At 62.2% G+C, this 15,841-nt stretch carries 12 protein-coding genes and 1 pseudogene; 3 read left to right on the forward strand and 10 right to left on the reverse strand.

Annotation, left to right across the window (positions count from 1 at the left end; all coding sequences use genetic code 11):
- Window positions 1–103: 103 nt before the first annotated feature.
- The 5 genes from ACEW7X_RS07600 to lpxK form a co-directional block, all read right to left on the reverse strand.
- Entirely contained in the window at window positions 104–2,335 is a 2,232-nt protein-coding gene (locus tag ACEW7X_RS07600; protein WP_264623000.1) for a phosphocholine-specific phospholipase C, read from the reverse strand.
- 382 nt (window positions 2,336–2,717) lie between these two features.
- A complete protein-coding gene (gene murJ, locus ACEW7X_RS07605) occupies window positions 2,718–4,268 on the reverse strand; it encodes a murein biosynthesis integral membrane protein MurJ (protein WP_420177837.1) in 1,551 nt (516 codons plus the stop codon).
- Between the two features lie 178 nt (window positions 4,269–4,446).
- Window positions 4,447–5,103 carry an adenylate kinase gene (gene adk / locus ACEW7X_RS07610; RefSeq protein ID WP_127773840.1) on the reverse strand — a complete coding sequence of 219 codons (657 nt, stop codon included), beginning with the start codon at window positions 5,101–5,103 and terminating at the stop codon, window positions 4,447–4,449.
- Between the two features lie 266 nt (window positions 5,104–5,369).
- On the reverse strand, window positions 5,370–5,558 hold the full coding sequence (locus ACEW7X_RS07615) for a Trm112 family protein (RefSeq protein ID WP_068368059.1): 189 nt from the start codon (window positions 5,556–5,558) through the stop codon (window positions 5,370–5,372).
- A gap of 21 nt (window positions 5,559–5,579) precedes the next feature.
- Window positions 5,580–6,677, reverse strand: coding sequence for a tetraacyldisaccharide 4'-kinase (gene lpxK, locus ACEW7X_RS07620; protein WP_127773842.1), 1,098 nt, complete (start codon window positions 6,675–6,677; stop codon window positions 5,580–5,582).
- 459 nt (window positions 6,678–7,136) lie between these two features.
- Here lpxK and xseA point away from each other — a divergent pair.
- Window positions 7,137–8,576, forward strand: a pseudogene (gene xseA, locus ACEW7X_RS07625) (exodeoxyribonuclease VII large subunit); the annotation flags it as partial.
- A gap of 455 nt (window positions 8,577–9,031) precedes the next feature.
- Here the strand turns inward: xseA and ACEW7X_RS07630 are convergent.
- Together ACEW7X_RS07630 and ACEW7X_RS07635 are read right to left on the reverse strand one after the other, a co-directional pair.
- Complete coding sequence (locus tag ACEW7X_RS07630; protein WP_134838376.1) at window positions 9,032–9,511, reverse strand: DUF192 domain-containing protein; 480 nt, start codon at window positions 9,509–9,511, stop codon at window positions 9,032–9,034.
- 354 nt (window positions 9,512–9,865) lie between these two features.
- Window positions 9,866–10,111, reverse strand: coding sequence for a cold-shock protein (locus ACEW7X_RS07635; RefSeq protein WP_068368049.1), 246 nt, complete (start codon window positions 10,109–10,111; stop codon window positions 9,866–9,868).
- 302 nt (window positions 10,112–10,413) lie between these two features.
- Between ACEW7X_RS07635 and clpS the strand changes: the two genes are divergently transcribed.
- Window positions 10,414–10,749 carry an ATP-dependent Clp protease adapter ClpS gene (gene clpS, locus ACEW7X_RS07640; RefSeq protein WP_068368046.1) on the forward strand — a complete coding sequence of 112 codons (336 nt, stop codon included), beginning with the start codon at window positions 10,414–10,416 and terminating at the stop codon, window positions 10,747–10,749.
- A gap of 99 nt (window positions 10,750–10,848) precedes the next feature.
- Window positions 10,849–13,176, forward strand: coding sequence for an ATP-dependent Clp protease ATP-binding subunit ClpA (clpA, locus tag ACEW7X_RS07645; protein ID WP_068368043.1), 2,328 nt, complete (start codon window positions 10,849–10,851; stop codon window positions 13,174–13,176).
- A 104-nt stretch (window positions 13,177–13,280) separates the two neighbouring features.
- Here clpA and dut read toward each other — a convergent pair whose 3' ends face one another.
- The 3 genes from dut to coaBC all read right to left on the reverse strand — a co-directional run bounded on the left by dut (window position 13,281) and on the right by coaBC (window position 15,833).
- Entirely contained in the window at window positions 13,281–13,730 is a 450-nt protein-coding gene (dut, locus tag ACEW7X_RS07650) for a dUTP diphosphatase (RefSeq protein ID WP_127773848.1), read from the reverse strand.
- 102 nt (window positions 13,731–13,832) lie between these two features.
- Window positions 13,833–14,546, reverse strand: coding sequence for a hypothetical protein (locus tag ACEW7X_RS07655; protein ID WP_420177838.1), 714 nt, complete (start codon window positions 14,544–14,546; stop codon window positions 13,833–13,835).
- A 75-nt stretch (window positions 14,547–14,621) separates the two neighbouring features.
- Window positions 14,622–15,833, reverse strand: coding sequence for a bifunctional phosphopantothenoylcysteine decarboxylase/phosphopantothenate--cysteine ligase CoaBC (coaBC, locus tag ACEW7X_RS07660; RefSeq protein WP_068368034.1), 1,212 nt, complete (start codon window positions 15,831–15,833; stop codon window positions 14,622–14,624).
- Between the last annotated feature and the right edge of the window lie 8 nt (window positions 15,834–15,841).

Genomic DNA, 15,841 nt, shown 5'->3' on the forward strand with positions numbered 1-15,841 from the left:
GCCAGCCTCGGGGAGGCTGGCGGCTCGTGTCAGGTCGCGAATCGGGACGTTCGGGATGCCTGTGAACCGATGGTTGCCAAAGATGCCTGGGCATCAAGAGCGATCAGTTCCTTGCTGGCGTACCCATGGCGGGATCACTGATGGAATCCTTGCCGGTTTCCACACGACCGGCAAACCGCCTGAGCCAGGCTGGCATGCGGCCGTTTTCGATACGGACAGTGAAATCATACCAGTGTCCGCTTGAGGATAGGTCCCAGAATGTTGTTTCCGCGCTGCCGGCAGGGACATTCAGCTCCCATTGCTCCCCGTTGCCGAAATAGGCATTGGCTGCAATGTGGAATACGCAGGCTTCATTGGTCGGATTCAGGGCATCCAGGTAGACATTGCCATTGGCGATGTCGTAGCAGACACGGATTTCCGGTTCCTGGGTGCCGCGCGGCTGGAGCTCGTTGAGATTTCCGGTGAAATGGCGATGGAAGCCGTTGGGCCCAAGCACCCAAAGGTCATAGCGTCCGTTGTTTTCGGCAACCGCTTGCCATTGGTCGGTCAATTGCAGGCCCGGGCCTACGACGTAACGCCTGGGGGTACGGTCCAGGTGCAGCTTGTCGTAGACATGGAACAAGCAGGTGCTGCTGCCGGTATTGGAGAAGACCAGCTCCATGGTGCCGTCGCTGGTATTGGCACGGCCGCTGACGTGGGGCTCGTAGGGCAGGGCGCGCGAGGGCCGGATGCCGGTGGCCTGCTGCGGCAGGGTCTGCACATACTCGTTGGGCAGGGGAACCTGCGCCAGTTGCTCCTGCGCCTTGCGCAGCGCGTCGGCAGCATTCTTTTCCAGTTTCAGCAGGTCCGGCGCCTTGTCCAGATTCGGATTCACGAAATCGAAGGCTGAAGTCAGGTCACCGAATACTGCGCGGCGGTAGGGGCTGATATTGCTTTCCTTGACGCCGAAGCGGGCTTCCAGGAAGCGCAGTACCGAGGTGTGATCGAAGTTTTCCGAATTCACCCAGCCGCCGCGACTCCAGGGCGAAATGACATACATCGGAACGCGCGGTCCGGGGCCATAGCAGTCCTTGTCCGGCAGGGGCATGAAGGTGCCCAGCACACGGTTGTGCTGGAAGTATTCGTAGGACAGGTCCTCGTCGACCAGCGTGGCGCGGCCGCTCATCTTGCCATTCTTGTCCAGCGAGGGCGCACAGGGCGGCGGCACGTGGTCAAAGAATCCGTCATTCTCATCAAAGTTGACGATCAGTACGGTTTTGCTCCAGACCTCAGGATTGGCGGTCAGTGCATCCAGAACTTCCTGCGTATACCAGGCGCCCTGTATCGGCGATGACGAGCCGGGGTGCTCCGAATATTCGGCTGGCGCCACCACCCAGGAAACCTGTGGCAGCGTGCCGGCGGCGATGTCGCGCCGGAAGGTTTCCAGGAAGCCCCCGTCGGGCATGGTATTGGCGATCCCCTTGTAGAGCGGGTTGCCGGCGTTGTCGGTGGCAGGGTCGTATGCCGGGTTGCTTTTGCGGTCATGGTAGACCGGTTTGCCCGAATCGCGGTTGGCCTTGCGATACTGCTTGAAACCCACCAGCGGGTTGTCGGTGAAGTTGTTGGGCATGTTCTGGTAGACCATCCAGGACACGCCTGCCTGTTCCAGCCGCTCCGGATAAGTGGTCCATTCGTAGCCCATGCGCAGAATATCGTCGGCGACGTTGATGGAGTCCCAGGCGTTGTTCACGACCACGCGCTGGTCTTCGGTCGTGGCGCCGTTGGTGCCGGTCCAAAGGAACATGCGATTGGTGTTGGTGCCGCCATGCAGCGAACAGAAATAGGCGTCGCAGATCGTGAATGCATTGGCCAGCGCAAACTGGAACGGCAGCTCCTGTTCCTTGTAGTACCCCATGGACTGGGATTCCTTGTGCTTCGGCCATTCCGTCATGCGGCCCTTGTCCCAGGCATCGCGCGCATCGTTCCAGCTGTGTGGCGTGCCGCTGACACGCTGCGCATTACCGTTGGTCTGGTCCAGGTGATACGGCAGGATGGGGCGTTTGCCGTCCGTCTGCTGCCAGACGCTGCGGCCATCGGGCAACGGGATCGTGATACGGTCGCCGAAGCCGCGCACGCCGTGCAGGGTGCCGAAGTAGTGATCGAAGGAACGGTTTTCCTGCATCAGGATCACGACGTGCTCGACATCCTTGATGGTGCCGGTGCGATTGTTGGCCGGGATCGCCAGGGCTTTGCGGATGCTGGGCGGGAACAGCCCCAGGCCGGCCGCGCCACCTGCGCCATACATGGCCTGCATCAGGAATTGACGCTTGCGATTCGAAAAGGACGGGTCAGACATACCTTGTATCCGGAAAGAGTGGGCAACGGTCTTCCCGGCATGAGAACGTCGGGCAGCCATGAGTCGAAGGCGGGCGATCATGGCGGCAGCGGTAGCTCAAGTTGAGTGTCTTGGGCTGCGGTAGGCGGATGCGCCAGGTGGCATGCCATGGTGGCTCCTGCTTCTGCTGGCATCTTCAGCGGTACGTATGAAATCCCGATGAAGCAAGCGGTAATTCGGCTGATGGATTGATCAGAAAAATGATCGCCAGGTAACAAGCCGCTTCAGGATTGCCAGGGCGCGCGCAACCCCGCAGGCCTGAAGAGCCGGTGGGAATGTGGGGCGGGCAGGGCTCACGCGCGCCGGATGGCCGGCGGGCGGGATGAAGCCGGTGTGGCGGAGACTAGCGCCGGAAGTCGGACGGGCGCATACCGCTCAGGAACAGCACGGCAAAGTAGCTGAAGGCGGCGGCACCTGCGACGCCTGCGAGCAGCAGCACACGCATCCAGGGAGTGGTTTGCAGCGCGATCCAGTCGATGTGCTGGTTGGCGCTATACAGGATGGCGGCCATGGCGGCCAGGCCCAGGGGCATGCGCCAGGCGTAGCGCGTCCAGCTGGCGCCGGGGCGGTAGATGCCGCGCTTGAGCAAACCGCGCAGCAGGGCAATGGCATTGATGCACGCGCCCAGGCCGATGGACAGCGCCAGGCCGGCATGGCTGAGCAGTGGTACCAGCGCCAGGTTGAACACCTGCGTGATGATGAGCACGAAAATGGCGATCTTCACCGGGGTGCGGATATCCTGCTTGGCATAGAAACCCGGGGCGAGGATCTTGACCGACAGGATGCCGATCAGACCGACGGAGTAGGCTGCGGCGGCAGTCTGCGTCTGGCTGACGTCGATGGCCTTGAATTCACCGTAGTGGAACAGGGTGGCAACCATGCCTTCGGAGAGCATGGCCAGCGCCAGCGCGGCCGGCAGGCCCAGCAGCAGGGTCAGGCGCATGCCCCAGTCCAGCAGGCGGCTGTAGGTGTCTATGTCCTGGCTGGCATGCGCGCGCGACAGGCTGGGGAGTAGTACCGTGCCCAGCGCGATGCCCAGCAGTGCCGTGGGAAATTCCATCAGGCGGTCGGCAAACGACAGCCAGGTAACGCTGCCGGAAGGCAGCCAGCTGGCGATATTGGTATTGATAAGCAGGGAAATCTGGGCTACGGAAACACCCAGGATAGCCGGGAGCATCTGTTTGCCAATGCGGCGGACGGTTGGGTCCTGCCAGGCCTGGCGCACAGAGCTGCGGCGCCAGCTGGGCAAGACGCCCAGGCGCGCCAGCGCCAGCCACTGCACGGCCAGCTGCGCCACGCCGCCCGCCATGACGCCAATGGCCAGCGAATAGATGGCGGGTTCTATGCGCGGCGCGAGCCACAGTGAAGCTGATATCATCGCCACGTTCAACAGTACGGGCGTGAATGCGGGAATGGCGAAACGGCGCCAGGTATTGAGCACGCCCGAGGCGAAAGCGACCAGCGACATGCACAGGATGTACGGGAACATGATGCGCGTCATGGTGACGGCCGCATCATAGCCGTTGCTGCCGCCGGCTTCGTTCAGGCCGCTGGCAATGAGATAGACGATCCACGGCGCGGCCAGGACGCCCACGGCCGTGACGGCCATGAGGATCAGGGTCAGAATCATGGCGACCCGGTCCAACAGTTCCTGCACTCGCTCTTCGCCGTTTTCTGTCTTGACCGCGCCCAGAATGGGAACGAAGGCCTGGGAAAAGGCGCCTTCGGCAAAAAGGCGGCGCAGCAGATTGGGGATGCGGAATGCGATCCAGAAGGCGTCGGTCAGGGCGCCGGCCCCGTAGGCGCGGGCAATGAGAACATCGCGCACCAGTCCGGTAATGCGGGAGAGCAGCGTCAGGCTGCTGACGGTGGCGGCGGAACGAAGCAGGCTCATGGGGCGGTGAAAAAAGACGTGGCGGGAGTCACTGGCACGGTGGGCGATGCAAGGACAGCGGGCGCAGGTCCGGCAGCATGGTCACGGCCCGTTGCCGATAAAAAACAGGGTCCGAAAACCAAACCGCCAGGCACTGGGCCTGGCGGAGGACAAAGGGCTGGCCTGGAACGGCTGCCGGTCAGCTCTTCAGGGCGGCTTCGATGCGGGCCTGGATGGCTTCGACTTCCCCCACGCCGGCGACCTTGCGGTAGCGCGGCGCGGCCTGGTCGCCGCTGTCGGCCCACTGGGAATAGTAGTCCACCAGCGGGCGGGTCTGTTCCTGGTAGACCGCCAGGCGTTTGCGAACCGTGGCTTCGCTGTCATCGTCACGCTGGATCAGGTCCTCGCCGGTTTCGTCATCCTTGCCGGCGACTTTGGGCGGGTTGTAGCGCACGTGGTAGCTGCGGCCGCTGGCCGGGTGTACGCGGCGGCCGCTGATGCGGTCGATGATGTCGTCTTCCGGGACGTCGATCTCGATGACGTAGTCCAGCGCAACACCGGCGTCCTTGAGTGCGTCAGCCTGGGGGATGGTGCGCGGGAAACCGTCGAGCAGATAGCCTTTCTCGCAGTCCGGCTGTTGCAGGCGATCACGCACCAGGCCGATGATGATTTCATCGGAGACAAGTTTCCCTGCATCCATGATTTTCTTGGCTTCCAGGCCGAGAGGCGTGCCGGCCTTGACAGCGGCGCGCAACATGTCGCCGGTCGATATCTGGGGGATACCGTACTGGCGTGTGATGTAGGCGGCCTGGGTACCCTTGCCCGCACCGGGGGGGCCAAGCAGAATGAGACGCATGGGAACTCCTGTGGTTGTTATGTCTTGCTGGCGGAGATGAATTGCCTTGTCGCGTTGCGATGAGTGCCCAAACACTGGCGGTCAATAGTGTTGAGCCACTACCGGCGTGCTTTTATTGTGCACTGCGCATATAACGCGGAAGGCATTTTTATAACCGATTTGCGCTTGCTTCGTATTGCGTGGATATGGGGATTTCCCCTGTACCCTGGAAAAATGCTTGCCTTTCCCGGAAGGGCCTGTCAGTCGTTCGGCCGGCAGGTTGGGGATCAGTGCTGCGCGGCGTTGTCCTGAGATTCCAGCTTGCGGGCTTGCTCCACCAGCATGACGGGGATACCGTCACGGATGGGAAAGGCCAAGCCGGCGCCGCGCGAAATCAACTCGCCGCGCTGTGCGTCGTATTCGAGACGGCCCTTGGTCAGGGGGCAGACAAGGACCTCAAGTAAGCGGGTGTTCATGTTTCGATTTTATCCCTTTTTTTACCCGTTTCCATCCTGGCCGGGCGCATTCATTGCATGTGCCTGCTCATTGGCGGGCAAGGGCAGGCGCGCCAGCCAGTCCGCAGGCTGGAAGGATGGTGCGGCATGTACCACCCACAGGCGGTCGTCCGTCAGTGCACGGCATTTGGTGGCGTCCTTGGCGGTAATCAGGATGCGTTCGGCTTGCAGGCGGGCGAAGGGATTGTCGTCATACGCATGATGGTCTGGCAGCGGCAGGGTTGTATCGAGGTGCAGCCCCTGCTGGCGCAGCATGGCAAAGTAGCGGGCAGGGTTGCCGATCCCGGCTGCCGCAGCCAGCGGCAGCCCGGCCGCTTCAGCGGTGAACATCGCGGGCGACAGGCTGCGTCCACTGGACAGGTGTTCGTAGCGTTCGGGCTGCAGGCTCATGCTGACAGTCATGGGCCGCAGGGCTGTCGTGGTAGTCGCTTTGGCGGCAGGAGCGGGCAGCGCCTGGCGATTGGTGATGATGATGTCGACATCCTGCAGGCGTTCCACAGGCTCGCGCAACGGGCCGGCGGGCAGCAGGCGGCCGTTGCCGGTGCCGCGTTCGTCTTGCACGACGATTTCGATGTCGCGTTGCAGGGCAAGGTGCTGCAGGCCATCGTCGCAAATCAGGATGTCGATATCCGGCCAGCGGGCCAGCAGGGTCTGGGCTGCCAGTGGCCGCTTGGGGTGTACGCCGACCGGCACGCCGGTGGCGGCGGCAATCAGCGCGGGTTCATCGCCATAAAGCGTGGCGTCCAGCGGTGCCATGCCGCAGCGCGGCGCGGCGCCGATGTCAGCGCCATAGCCACGGCTGATCACGCCAGGACGCCAGCCCTGCGCACGCAGCGCGTTGACGGTGGCGATGGTCACGGGCGTCTTGCCGGTGCCGCCGACATAAATATTGCCGATGACAATGACGGGTACCGGCGCGCGCCAGGACGGTTTGCGGCCGGTGGCATAGGCTGAGCGCTTGTTGCGCACGTGCCAGGCGGCGAGCGCACCCAGCGGGCGCAGCAAAGTGGAGAGCCAGCCGCCTTGCTGCCACTGATGCTGCACGAAACGGGTCAGGCTTGCACGTAATGGGGAGGGCATGCGGCGAAAGGCGGCAGGGTGTCGGAAGAAGGGGCGCAAGCGCGGACGCGGGGCCCGGTCCGTGGGCCGCATGACAGGTGCTGCGCTGCCGCAATGCGGCCAAACGACTATGCTAACGCATCAGAACGCAATCGGGGAGGGGCTGGCTCGCGCACGGCAGATCCATTCCTGGGGTGCTGTGTATCTTTATGGCTGCTGAGTGCAGGCGCTGGTGGGACGCCCAAGCTATCCACAGAATCTGTGGATAATTCTGTGGGTAAGAGTGTGGAAGGCAGCGTCATTGCTGGCTGTAAGCTGGGCTGCTCAAAATTTGACTTATTGTGGAAATAATTAAAAATTCAATAAAAACAATAAGTTGCGGGCTTAATTTGAAGCGGATACTGATCTTGAGCCATTTCTGGCACTCAAGGTATGATGGCGGCCCGGCTTGACTTTTCTGTGGACAGTTGTTCCTGATATATGACTTTTTCTCCTCGCCGCCGCTTCGAATCTCCTGCCTGTGTCGTCCCCGCCGAAGAGGATATCCATCGGGAAACAAAGGGTTTTCCCGATGTGGGCGATCCGCAGGATGAGGCGTTTCCGCCTGCAGGCGGCCGTAGTCGGCCACCCGTTTTGAGCGTCTGGCAATTGAACCAGCAGGTCAGTGACATTCTGGAAGCAGGTTTACCGCAACAATGGGTGGGCGGAGAGGTTTCCAATTTCACCCGGGCGGCGTCAGGGCACTGGTATTTCACTCTCAAGGATGCGCGGGCCAGCGTGCGGGCCGTCATGTTCCGTGGGCGCGCCCAGGCCGTCGGCTTCGAGCCGCGCCAGGGGGACAAGATCGAAGTCCTGGCACGCGTGTCAGTCTATGCGCCTCGTGGTGAATATCAATTGCAAGTCGAGGGCATGCGCCGCGCGGGTCTGGGCGACCTATATGAAGCGTTTTTGCGCTTGAAGGAAAAACTGGCGGCGCTGGGCCTGCTTGATGCGGAACGCAAGCGTCCCATTCCTGTTCTGCCTCGCGCGATCGGTGTGGTGACCTCCCTGCAGGCCGCAGCGCTGCGCGACGTGTTGTCGGCACTGGCGCGTCGTGCGCCCAATGTTCCGGTCATTATCTATCCCGCGCCGGTGCAGGGCGACGATTCCGCCGCGCGCTTGCGAGAGGCTGTGCTGACGGCAGGGCGCCGGGCGGAAACCGATGTTCTGCTGGTCGTGCGGGGGGGCGGCAGTATCGAATCGCTGTGGAGTTTCAATGATGAAGGCCTGGCGCTGGCCATCGCCAACAGTCCGGTGCCGGTGATCAGCGGTGTGGGGCATGAAACGGATTTCACCATTGCCGATTTCGTGGCAGACCTGCGGGCCCCCACGCCGACGGCAGCCGCCGAATTGGCGTGCGTGCCCAGGGCAGACTGGCTGGCACGCCTGGCGACATTGGGGCGCGGCTTGGCGCGCGCCCAACGGCGGCGCCTGGAATTATGGGCGCAACGGCTGGATTACGCCCAGGCCCGCATGGTGTCGCCGGCGCAGCAATGGGCGCAGCGTCGCGAACGCCTGCAGGCCCGGCTGGCTTCCATGCAGGCCAGTGTCCGGCACCAGCAGTCCAGGCGCAGCAGCCAATTAGCCTTGTTACAGGCAAGGCTCGCCCACGCTGTGCCGGATCCCGAACGGCATGGACAGCGCCTGGCGCAACTGCGGCGTGACTTGGTCCAGCGTGCGCAAGGTGCGCAGGAGCGTCGCCAGCGCAAACTGGAAAATCTGGTGGCTCGCCTGCGCACGCTGAATCCCGAAAATACCCTGGCGCGTGGTTATGCCATCGCCTGGAGCGAGGCTGGCCATGTCGTGACCGATGCTACTGCACTGGCAGCCGGCCAGCCGCTGACCTTGCAGTTGGCGCAGGGTAGCAAGCAGGTGGCAGTCATGGGTGCGGATGGCGCCGGCCGCAGCCAGGAAAAACCTGCGGCCCAGAGGCGTACGCCAACAAAGGCGCAGCCGCGTGCGGCAGCTCGGCGTCCAGCCGGACAGGACGCAGACACGGATAATCAGGGCAATCTGCCTTTGTAAGGATAGCGGCATGGGGTGCCCGCTATGCTGCGCCCGCCATTACCTCGATGGCGAGCGGGCGTTGCGTGCGACCTTAAATACGGAATTACTGATTTTGGGACTATTCCCAGTGTGCCTCTGAGGCAAATTATTTCGCCGCGCAATCCCATATTGATGGCATGGGATCTATCTCGCATCCAAATTGCCCATTAGCTTATGGAATTTCCTAATTGGCAAATGTGCCTGGCAAGGCGAGGATCGGCTCTTGTACTGGTGCATCGTGCCTTCAGGCCCCCAAGACGCCCGACCTCAGGCCGGGCGTCTTGGTGTACTCAGGGCTGGACCGGTGCCGGCAGCCCGCGCAATACGGCACCTGCGGCAAAGCCGCGCTCGGCAAACCAGCCTTGCGGCATTTCCAGCGCCTGGCTGACCGGTTCTTCCGAGCAGTGAGGCGTGTCGTCCTGGGGTTGCATGTCGGCAATATTGACAATGCCGCCCTGGTTGTCCAGGAAAGCGATGCTCAGGGGGATATAGGTGTTGCGCATCCAGAAACACTGGACGTCAGGCGCTTCGAAGACGAAAAGCATGCCGGCGTTGGCGGCCAGTTCACGGCGGAACATCAGCCCGGTCTGGCGTGTTTCAGGGGTATTGGCGACCTCGGCATGGATCAGATGCATGCCTGCCTGAATTGTGATGACAGGTAAAGGTGCGGCAGGGTTGCCCTGGACGGGCAGGGCGGCATTGGCCAGTAACAGGGCTGACGCCCAGGCGAAGGCGCCAGCACGGCGCTTGAACAGGGAAGCAATGGACATGTTGCAGCAGGGCAGCAGGTGCGGTGGAAAGGGTTGGGAAGCCGGTACGGACACAATGCCTGAATGATAACGGTGTCGTGGGCCTGGCGGAAACGGCTGGCGCTGCAATGGGCGAGGACGCCGGGGCGGCTATGCCGACGCGCAGGGAAGCTGGGCGTGCCGGCCGGTGCACTGCCTGGGCGGCAGCAGTCTGGCTGACGGAAAAGTGTGGGTTGGGAGGGGCGGCAGATATCCGGCGATGCTGCCTTCTGGCAAAGGGGGAGCGCAAGGCGGCGCAGGGTGGAACCAGCCGGTGCAGGCACTGGGAAGCCAGCCCTTCCTGAGTGGAAGGGCTGGTTAATCGGCCACGGAAGCTTAGGCGGAAGTAATATTCAGGGCTTGTTTGCCCTTCGGGCCCTGGATGATGTCGAAGGAAACCTTCTGGCCTTCCTTCAGGGTTTTGAATCCTTCCATCTGGATGGAGGAGAAGTGAGCGAACAAGTCCTCGTCGCCGTTGTCGGGCGTGATGAAGCCAAAGCCCTTGGCGTCATTGAACCACTTGACGGTACCCGTGGATTTTTCAGTGGACTCGGTTTGAGTGGAAGCAGTAGTGTCGGACATGCAAACAGCCTCATGAATCGAGTGAAACGGTCCGGCATGTACGGCTGCCGGTTCTCCGATATTGATAATGCTTGGGCTGTCGGGTCACCGTCAAGTGTTGCAAACCCTTAAAATGTAGCCAATGACATAAATACATTGTTTTAAATCACGTTTTGGGCCGATTTCGGGCTTGAGGCGGGGTTACTGATTGTTGCTTGTGTCGGGCGTGCCGGGACGGGGATGATGACAATTTCCTCCCCGATGCGGCGCCCGCATTGTTCTTTGGCGCATCGGGCGCCGGTCAAATATCCTACAATACAAGAATGATTAGCATTAATCTTGCCGCCCAGAGCGGTGTCGAAACTACCGTCGTGGCCCCGCCCGCACCAGCGGAGCAGAAGGTCGGGCCGCCGCCGCTGTACCAGGTCATCCTGCTCAACGATGACTACACGCCGATGGAATTTGTCGTCGAGGTGCTGCAGAAATTTTTCGGCAAGGGCATGGAGGAAGCGACTCGCATCATGCTGCAGGTGCATCATGAAGGTCGGGCGGTCTGTGCGATCTATCCGCGTGATATCGCCGCCACGCGTGTGGCGCAGGTGTCCCGGTATGCGCGTACGCATCAGCATCCTTTGCAATGCGTTATGGAATCTACCTGATTTCCGTGTTTTGCCTCTCGGGAATGGTGCGCAGCACGGATCAGCATAGAATATAAACCTGTCTCATCGTCCGCCTCGAACGATAATGGAGGGAGCGTCGTGATTTCCCAAGAGCTTGAAGTCAGTCTGCACATGGCGTTCGTCGAGGCGCGCGCCGCCCGTCACGAATTCATCACCGTTGAGCACTTGCTGCTGTCGCTGCTGGATAACGTTTCGGCGGCTGAAGTACTGCGCGCCTGCAACGTCGATCTTGAATTGCTGCGCAGCAATTTGCGCCAGTTCGTGGCCGAGAATACGCCCGTGGCGGCAGAGGGTGCCGAAGTCGACACCCAGCCGACCCTGGGGTTCCAGCGCGTGATCCAGCGCGCCATCATGCATGTGTCGTCCAGTGGCGGTACCGCGCGCAAGCCGGTCAGCGGCGCCAATGTCCTGGTCGCCATCTTTGGCGAAAAGGATTCGCATGCTGCCTACTACCTGCAACAACAAGGGTTGACACGGCTGGCTGTCGTCAACTACCTGTCGCATGGCATTGCGCCCAAGGCGACTGAAGAGGCGCCGGAATCGCCTGCGCCCCAGCAGCCCCGCACGCCGCAATCCGAAACGGGCGACAACCGCCAGCAATCGCCGCTGGAACAGTATGCGCACAACCTGAACGCTGCCGCGCTGGCGGGCCGCATCGACCCGCTCATCGGGCGCGAAGAGGAAGTCGAACGCGTCATCCAGATTCTCTGCCGCCGGCGCAAGAACAACCCCTTGCTGGTGGGTGAGGCCGGTGTCGGCAAGACTGCCATCGCTGAAGGCCTGGCCTGGCGCGTAACGCGTGGCGACGTGCCGGAGATTCTGTGCGAAACCCAGGTTTACGCACTGGATATCGGTGCCTTGCTGGCCGGGACCAAATACCGTGGCGACTTCGAGCAGCGCCTGAAGGCGGTGCTCAAGCAGCTCAAGGGCAACCCGAACGCGGTGCTGTTCATCGACGAGATCCACACCTTGATCGGTGCCGGTTCTGCGTCTGGCGGTACGCTGGATGCTTCCAACCTGCTCAAGCCTGCCTTGTCCTCGGGCCAGCTCAAGTGCATGGGCGCGACCACCTATACCGAGTACCGCGGCATTTTCGAGAAGGATTCGGCGCTTTCGCGGCGTTTCCAGAAGGTGGACGTTGCCGAGCCGACAGTGGCCCAGACCGTACAGATTCTGCGCGGCCTGAAAAGCCGCTTCGAATCCCACCACGGCGTGCGCTACGCCAATACGGCGCTGGTGGCCGCAGCGGAATTGTCCGCACGCCATATCAGCGACCGGCATCTGCCGGACAAGGCCATCGACGTCATTGACGAAGCTGGCGCGGCACAGCGCCTGCTGCCCAAGTCCAAGCAGAAGAAGGTGATCAGCCGGACCGACATCGAGGCCATCGTTGCACGCATGGCCCGCATTCCGCCGCAGTCCGTTTCGACAGACGACCGCAATCGCCTGGCCAGCCTGGAACGCGACCTGCAAGCAGTGGTCTTCGGCCAGGACCCCGCCATCGAAGCGTTGGCGGCGGCGATCAAGATGTCGCGCTCGGGCCTGGGCAAGACGGACAAGCCCATCGGTTCTTTCCTGTTCTCCGGTCCAACGGGGGTAGGCAAGACCGAAGTGGCGCGCCAGCTGGCGTTCACGCTCGGGGTCGAGCTGCTGCGTTTCGATATGTCCGAGTACATGGAACGCCATGCGGTGTCGCGCCTGATCGGCGCGCCGCCGGGATATGTCGGCTTTGATCAGGGCGGTTTGCTGACGGAGGCTGTCAGCAAGCATCCGCATTGCGTGCTGCTGCTCGACGAAATCGAGAAGGCGCATCCTGACGTGTTCAATATCCTGTTGCAGGTGATGGATCATGGCGCGCTGACGGACAACAACGGCCGCAAGGCAGACCTGCGCAACGTGATTCTGATCATGACCACCAATGCCGGTGCGGAAAGCCTGAGCAAGCGTTCGATCGGCTTTGCCCAGAGCGAAACGCGTGGCGATGAAATGGCGGAAATCAAGCGCCTGTTCTCGCCGGAGTTCCGCAACCGGCTGGACGCCATCGTGTCGTTTGCCCCCTTGTCGCGCGACATCATCCTGCGCGTGGTGGACAAGTTCCTGCTGCAACTGGAACAGCAGCTGCACGAAAAGCGTGTCGAGGCGACTTTCACCGATACGCTGCGCGAGCATCTGGCAGCGGAAGGTTTCGATCCGCTGATGGGTGCGCGTCCGATGCAACGCCTGATCCAGGACACGATACGCAAAGCGCTGGCTGACGAACTCCTGTTCGGCAAGCTGACGCAGGGCGGTTCCGTGGTGGTGGATCTTGATGGCAATGGCAATGTCGTTCTGAACTTTCCGAAACAGGACGATGCCCAGGCCAGTGGTGCAGGCAGCGACCGCCCCGAAGAAGCTTTGGCGGATTGAACCACTGCCTGTAAATGCCCGACTGATGGCAGCCATTGCGGGCTGCCATGAAGAAACCCGGCCAGTTCACATTCTGGCCGGGTTTTTTATTCGCGTGGCAGGGCTCAGCGGGTGCCGGTGCTGCCGAATCCACCGGTACCGCGGTCGCTGCTTTCAAAATCTTCCACGACTTCGAATGCCGCCTGGACGACGGGAACAATGATCATCTGGGCGATGCGCTCCATGGGTTCGATGACGAAGGCTTGCTGGCTGCGGTTCCAGACCGAAACCTGCAGCTGGCCCTGGTAGTCCGAGTCGATCAGGCCCACCAGATTGCCCAGTACGATGCCGTGCTTATGGCCCAGGCCGGAGCGGGGCAGGAACATGGCGGCGTAGCCGGGGTCGCCGATGTGGATGGCCAGGCCGGTGGGAATCAGGGCCGTAGCGCCCGGCGCCAGTTCCAGCGGCGCATCCAGGCAGGCGCGCAGGTCCAGTCCGGCGGAGCCTGGCGTGGCATAGGCGGGCAGCGATGCCGCCATGCGCGGGTCCAGGATTTTCAGGGCGATGGTTTTCATGACTTGTGTCCTGTCTTGTATCAAAAAGCTTGGGTCTTGAAGTGGCTGGCGATGCGGTGCGAATACCGGGCGCGTGGGGCCGGCCTGTAGTCGGGCCGGGACTCAGTGTCCGGTGTTCGGATAATCGTCGTCTTTTTTGATGGCAGGGCGTTTCTTGCCCTTGTCCGGCTCATTGCCGGATTTGATCGAGTGGCGGATGGAAAAGATGACGAACACCGCCACGATGATGAAAAACAAGCCTTCCGGCCTGGGGTTGTTCAACATGTCCCCGACAATATTGAAGAGGGGCACGAAAACCAGTATGGCAATGAGCAAAGGCCAGTTGGAGCGTTTCTTCTTGCTTGCTGCTTCCGGCTTTTCCTGGGGCGAGTCGGCTGCGTTAGGCGCCGTTGACTCGGGAACATTGCCATAGTTGCCGTAGTTGGCGGAGTTGCCCGTTGAGACCGACTGCGATGACGGTTTCTGGGCCTGCCATGCGCTACCCAGCCCCAGGCTGTCGGATGCGGCGGGAACAGAGGCGGCCGTGGACTGCCTGGGCGTTGCGTTGCCTTGGGATGTCCGGGACGTCTGGGAGGCTGGTCGCGAGTTTGCCGTTGCACCGGCAGCCGAAGCCTGTGCTGCTTTCCGCTTGGTCTCCTGCAATGCTTTTTGCGCGGCTAGCTGGATGGCTCGTGCTGCCGCCGGCTTGCGAGTGCTGCCCGCATTGCCTGCGTCTGCCTCGGGCAGTCCGGAGGTGCCGGCCTGGCTGCGTTGCGTCAGCTTTTCGATATAGGCGGCGTAATCGCCTTTGGGGGGCGTATCGTCATGCAAGGGCATGCGCTTCTCCTGGGGCCCTGGGCTTTCCTGGCCGCCCGGCACGCGCAGATGACGTGCCGGGCGGCCGGGAATCAATCAGGCGCTGTGATGGCGTTGCGGTGCCCGGCGGGCGATTTCGCCTATCAGGCGCCGGGCGGCGCTGAGCTTGTCTGCCGCAGGAAGGTGATGGCAGCCTGCGGCGTCAAACAGGCTCAGGCGGGTGTCGTCGCCATCCATGACATCCTGTGCAAGATTACCGACCAGCAAGTCTATGCCTTTGCGTTGGCGCTTTTCCTCGGCATGCTGAACCAGCTTTTCGGTTTCAGCGGCAAAGCCGACGCACCAGGGGCCATCAGGCAGGGCAGCGACGCTGGCAAGGATATCGGGATTCGGGATGAATTCCAGTACTGGCACGCCACGGCCGTTATCGGTTTTCTTGATCTTGTGCTCGGCAGGATTGGCTACCCGCCAGTCCGCGACGGCGGCGACCGCAATGAAAATATCGGCTTCGCCAGTACGGCTCATGACGGCTTGATGCATTTCCAGGGCAGTGTGCACGGAAATGCGCTCGACGCCATAGGGGGCGGCCAGCGCCGTCGGGCCCGAAACCAGGGTGACGTCGGCCCCGGCCTCGAAGGCGGCGCGTGCCAGGGCATAGCCTGTTTTGCCCGAGGAGCGGTTGCTGATGACGCGTACCGGGTCTATGGGTTCGGAAGTCGGGCCTGCTGTCAGCAGCACCCGTTTGCCCTGCAGCACCTTGGGCTGGAAGAAGGCGATGATTTCCGCCAGGATCTCCGCTGGCTCGAGCATGCGGCCGTCGCCGGTCTCGCCACAGGCCTGGTGGCCGCTGCCGGGGCCGATGATGATGACACCGTCCTCGCGCAGCTGGCGCACGTTGCGTTGCGTGGCAGGGTTGTCCCACATTTCGCGGTTCATGGCGGGTGCCAGGATCAGCGGGCAGGTGCGGGCCAGGCACAGGGTCGCCAGCAGGTCGTCGGCGCGGCCCTGTACCAGGCGCGCCATGAAATCCGCCGATGCGGGGGCGATGACAATGGCATCGGCCCCACGCGACAGATTGATGTGCGGCATGTTGTTGGGCTGGCGGTTGTCCCAGGCATCGGTATGAACCGGCCGGCCGGACAGCGCCTGCATGGTGACGGGCGTGATGAAATGCGTGGCGGCATCGGTCATCACGACATCCACCGTGGCGCCGTGGTCGCCCAGGCGACGCAGCAGTTCGGCGCTTTTGTAGCAGGCGATGCCGCCGGTCAGGCCCAGTACCAGGCGTTTTTTGTGCAGTTCAGGCATGGCAAGAA

The sequence above is a fragment of the Kerstersia gyiorum genome, from assembly GCF_048595715.1.
Lineage (GTDB): Bacteria > Pseudomonadota > Gammaproteobacteria > Burkholderiales > Burkholderiaceae_B > Kerstersia > Kerstersia gyiorum.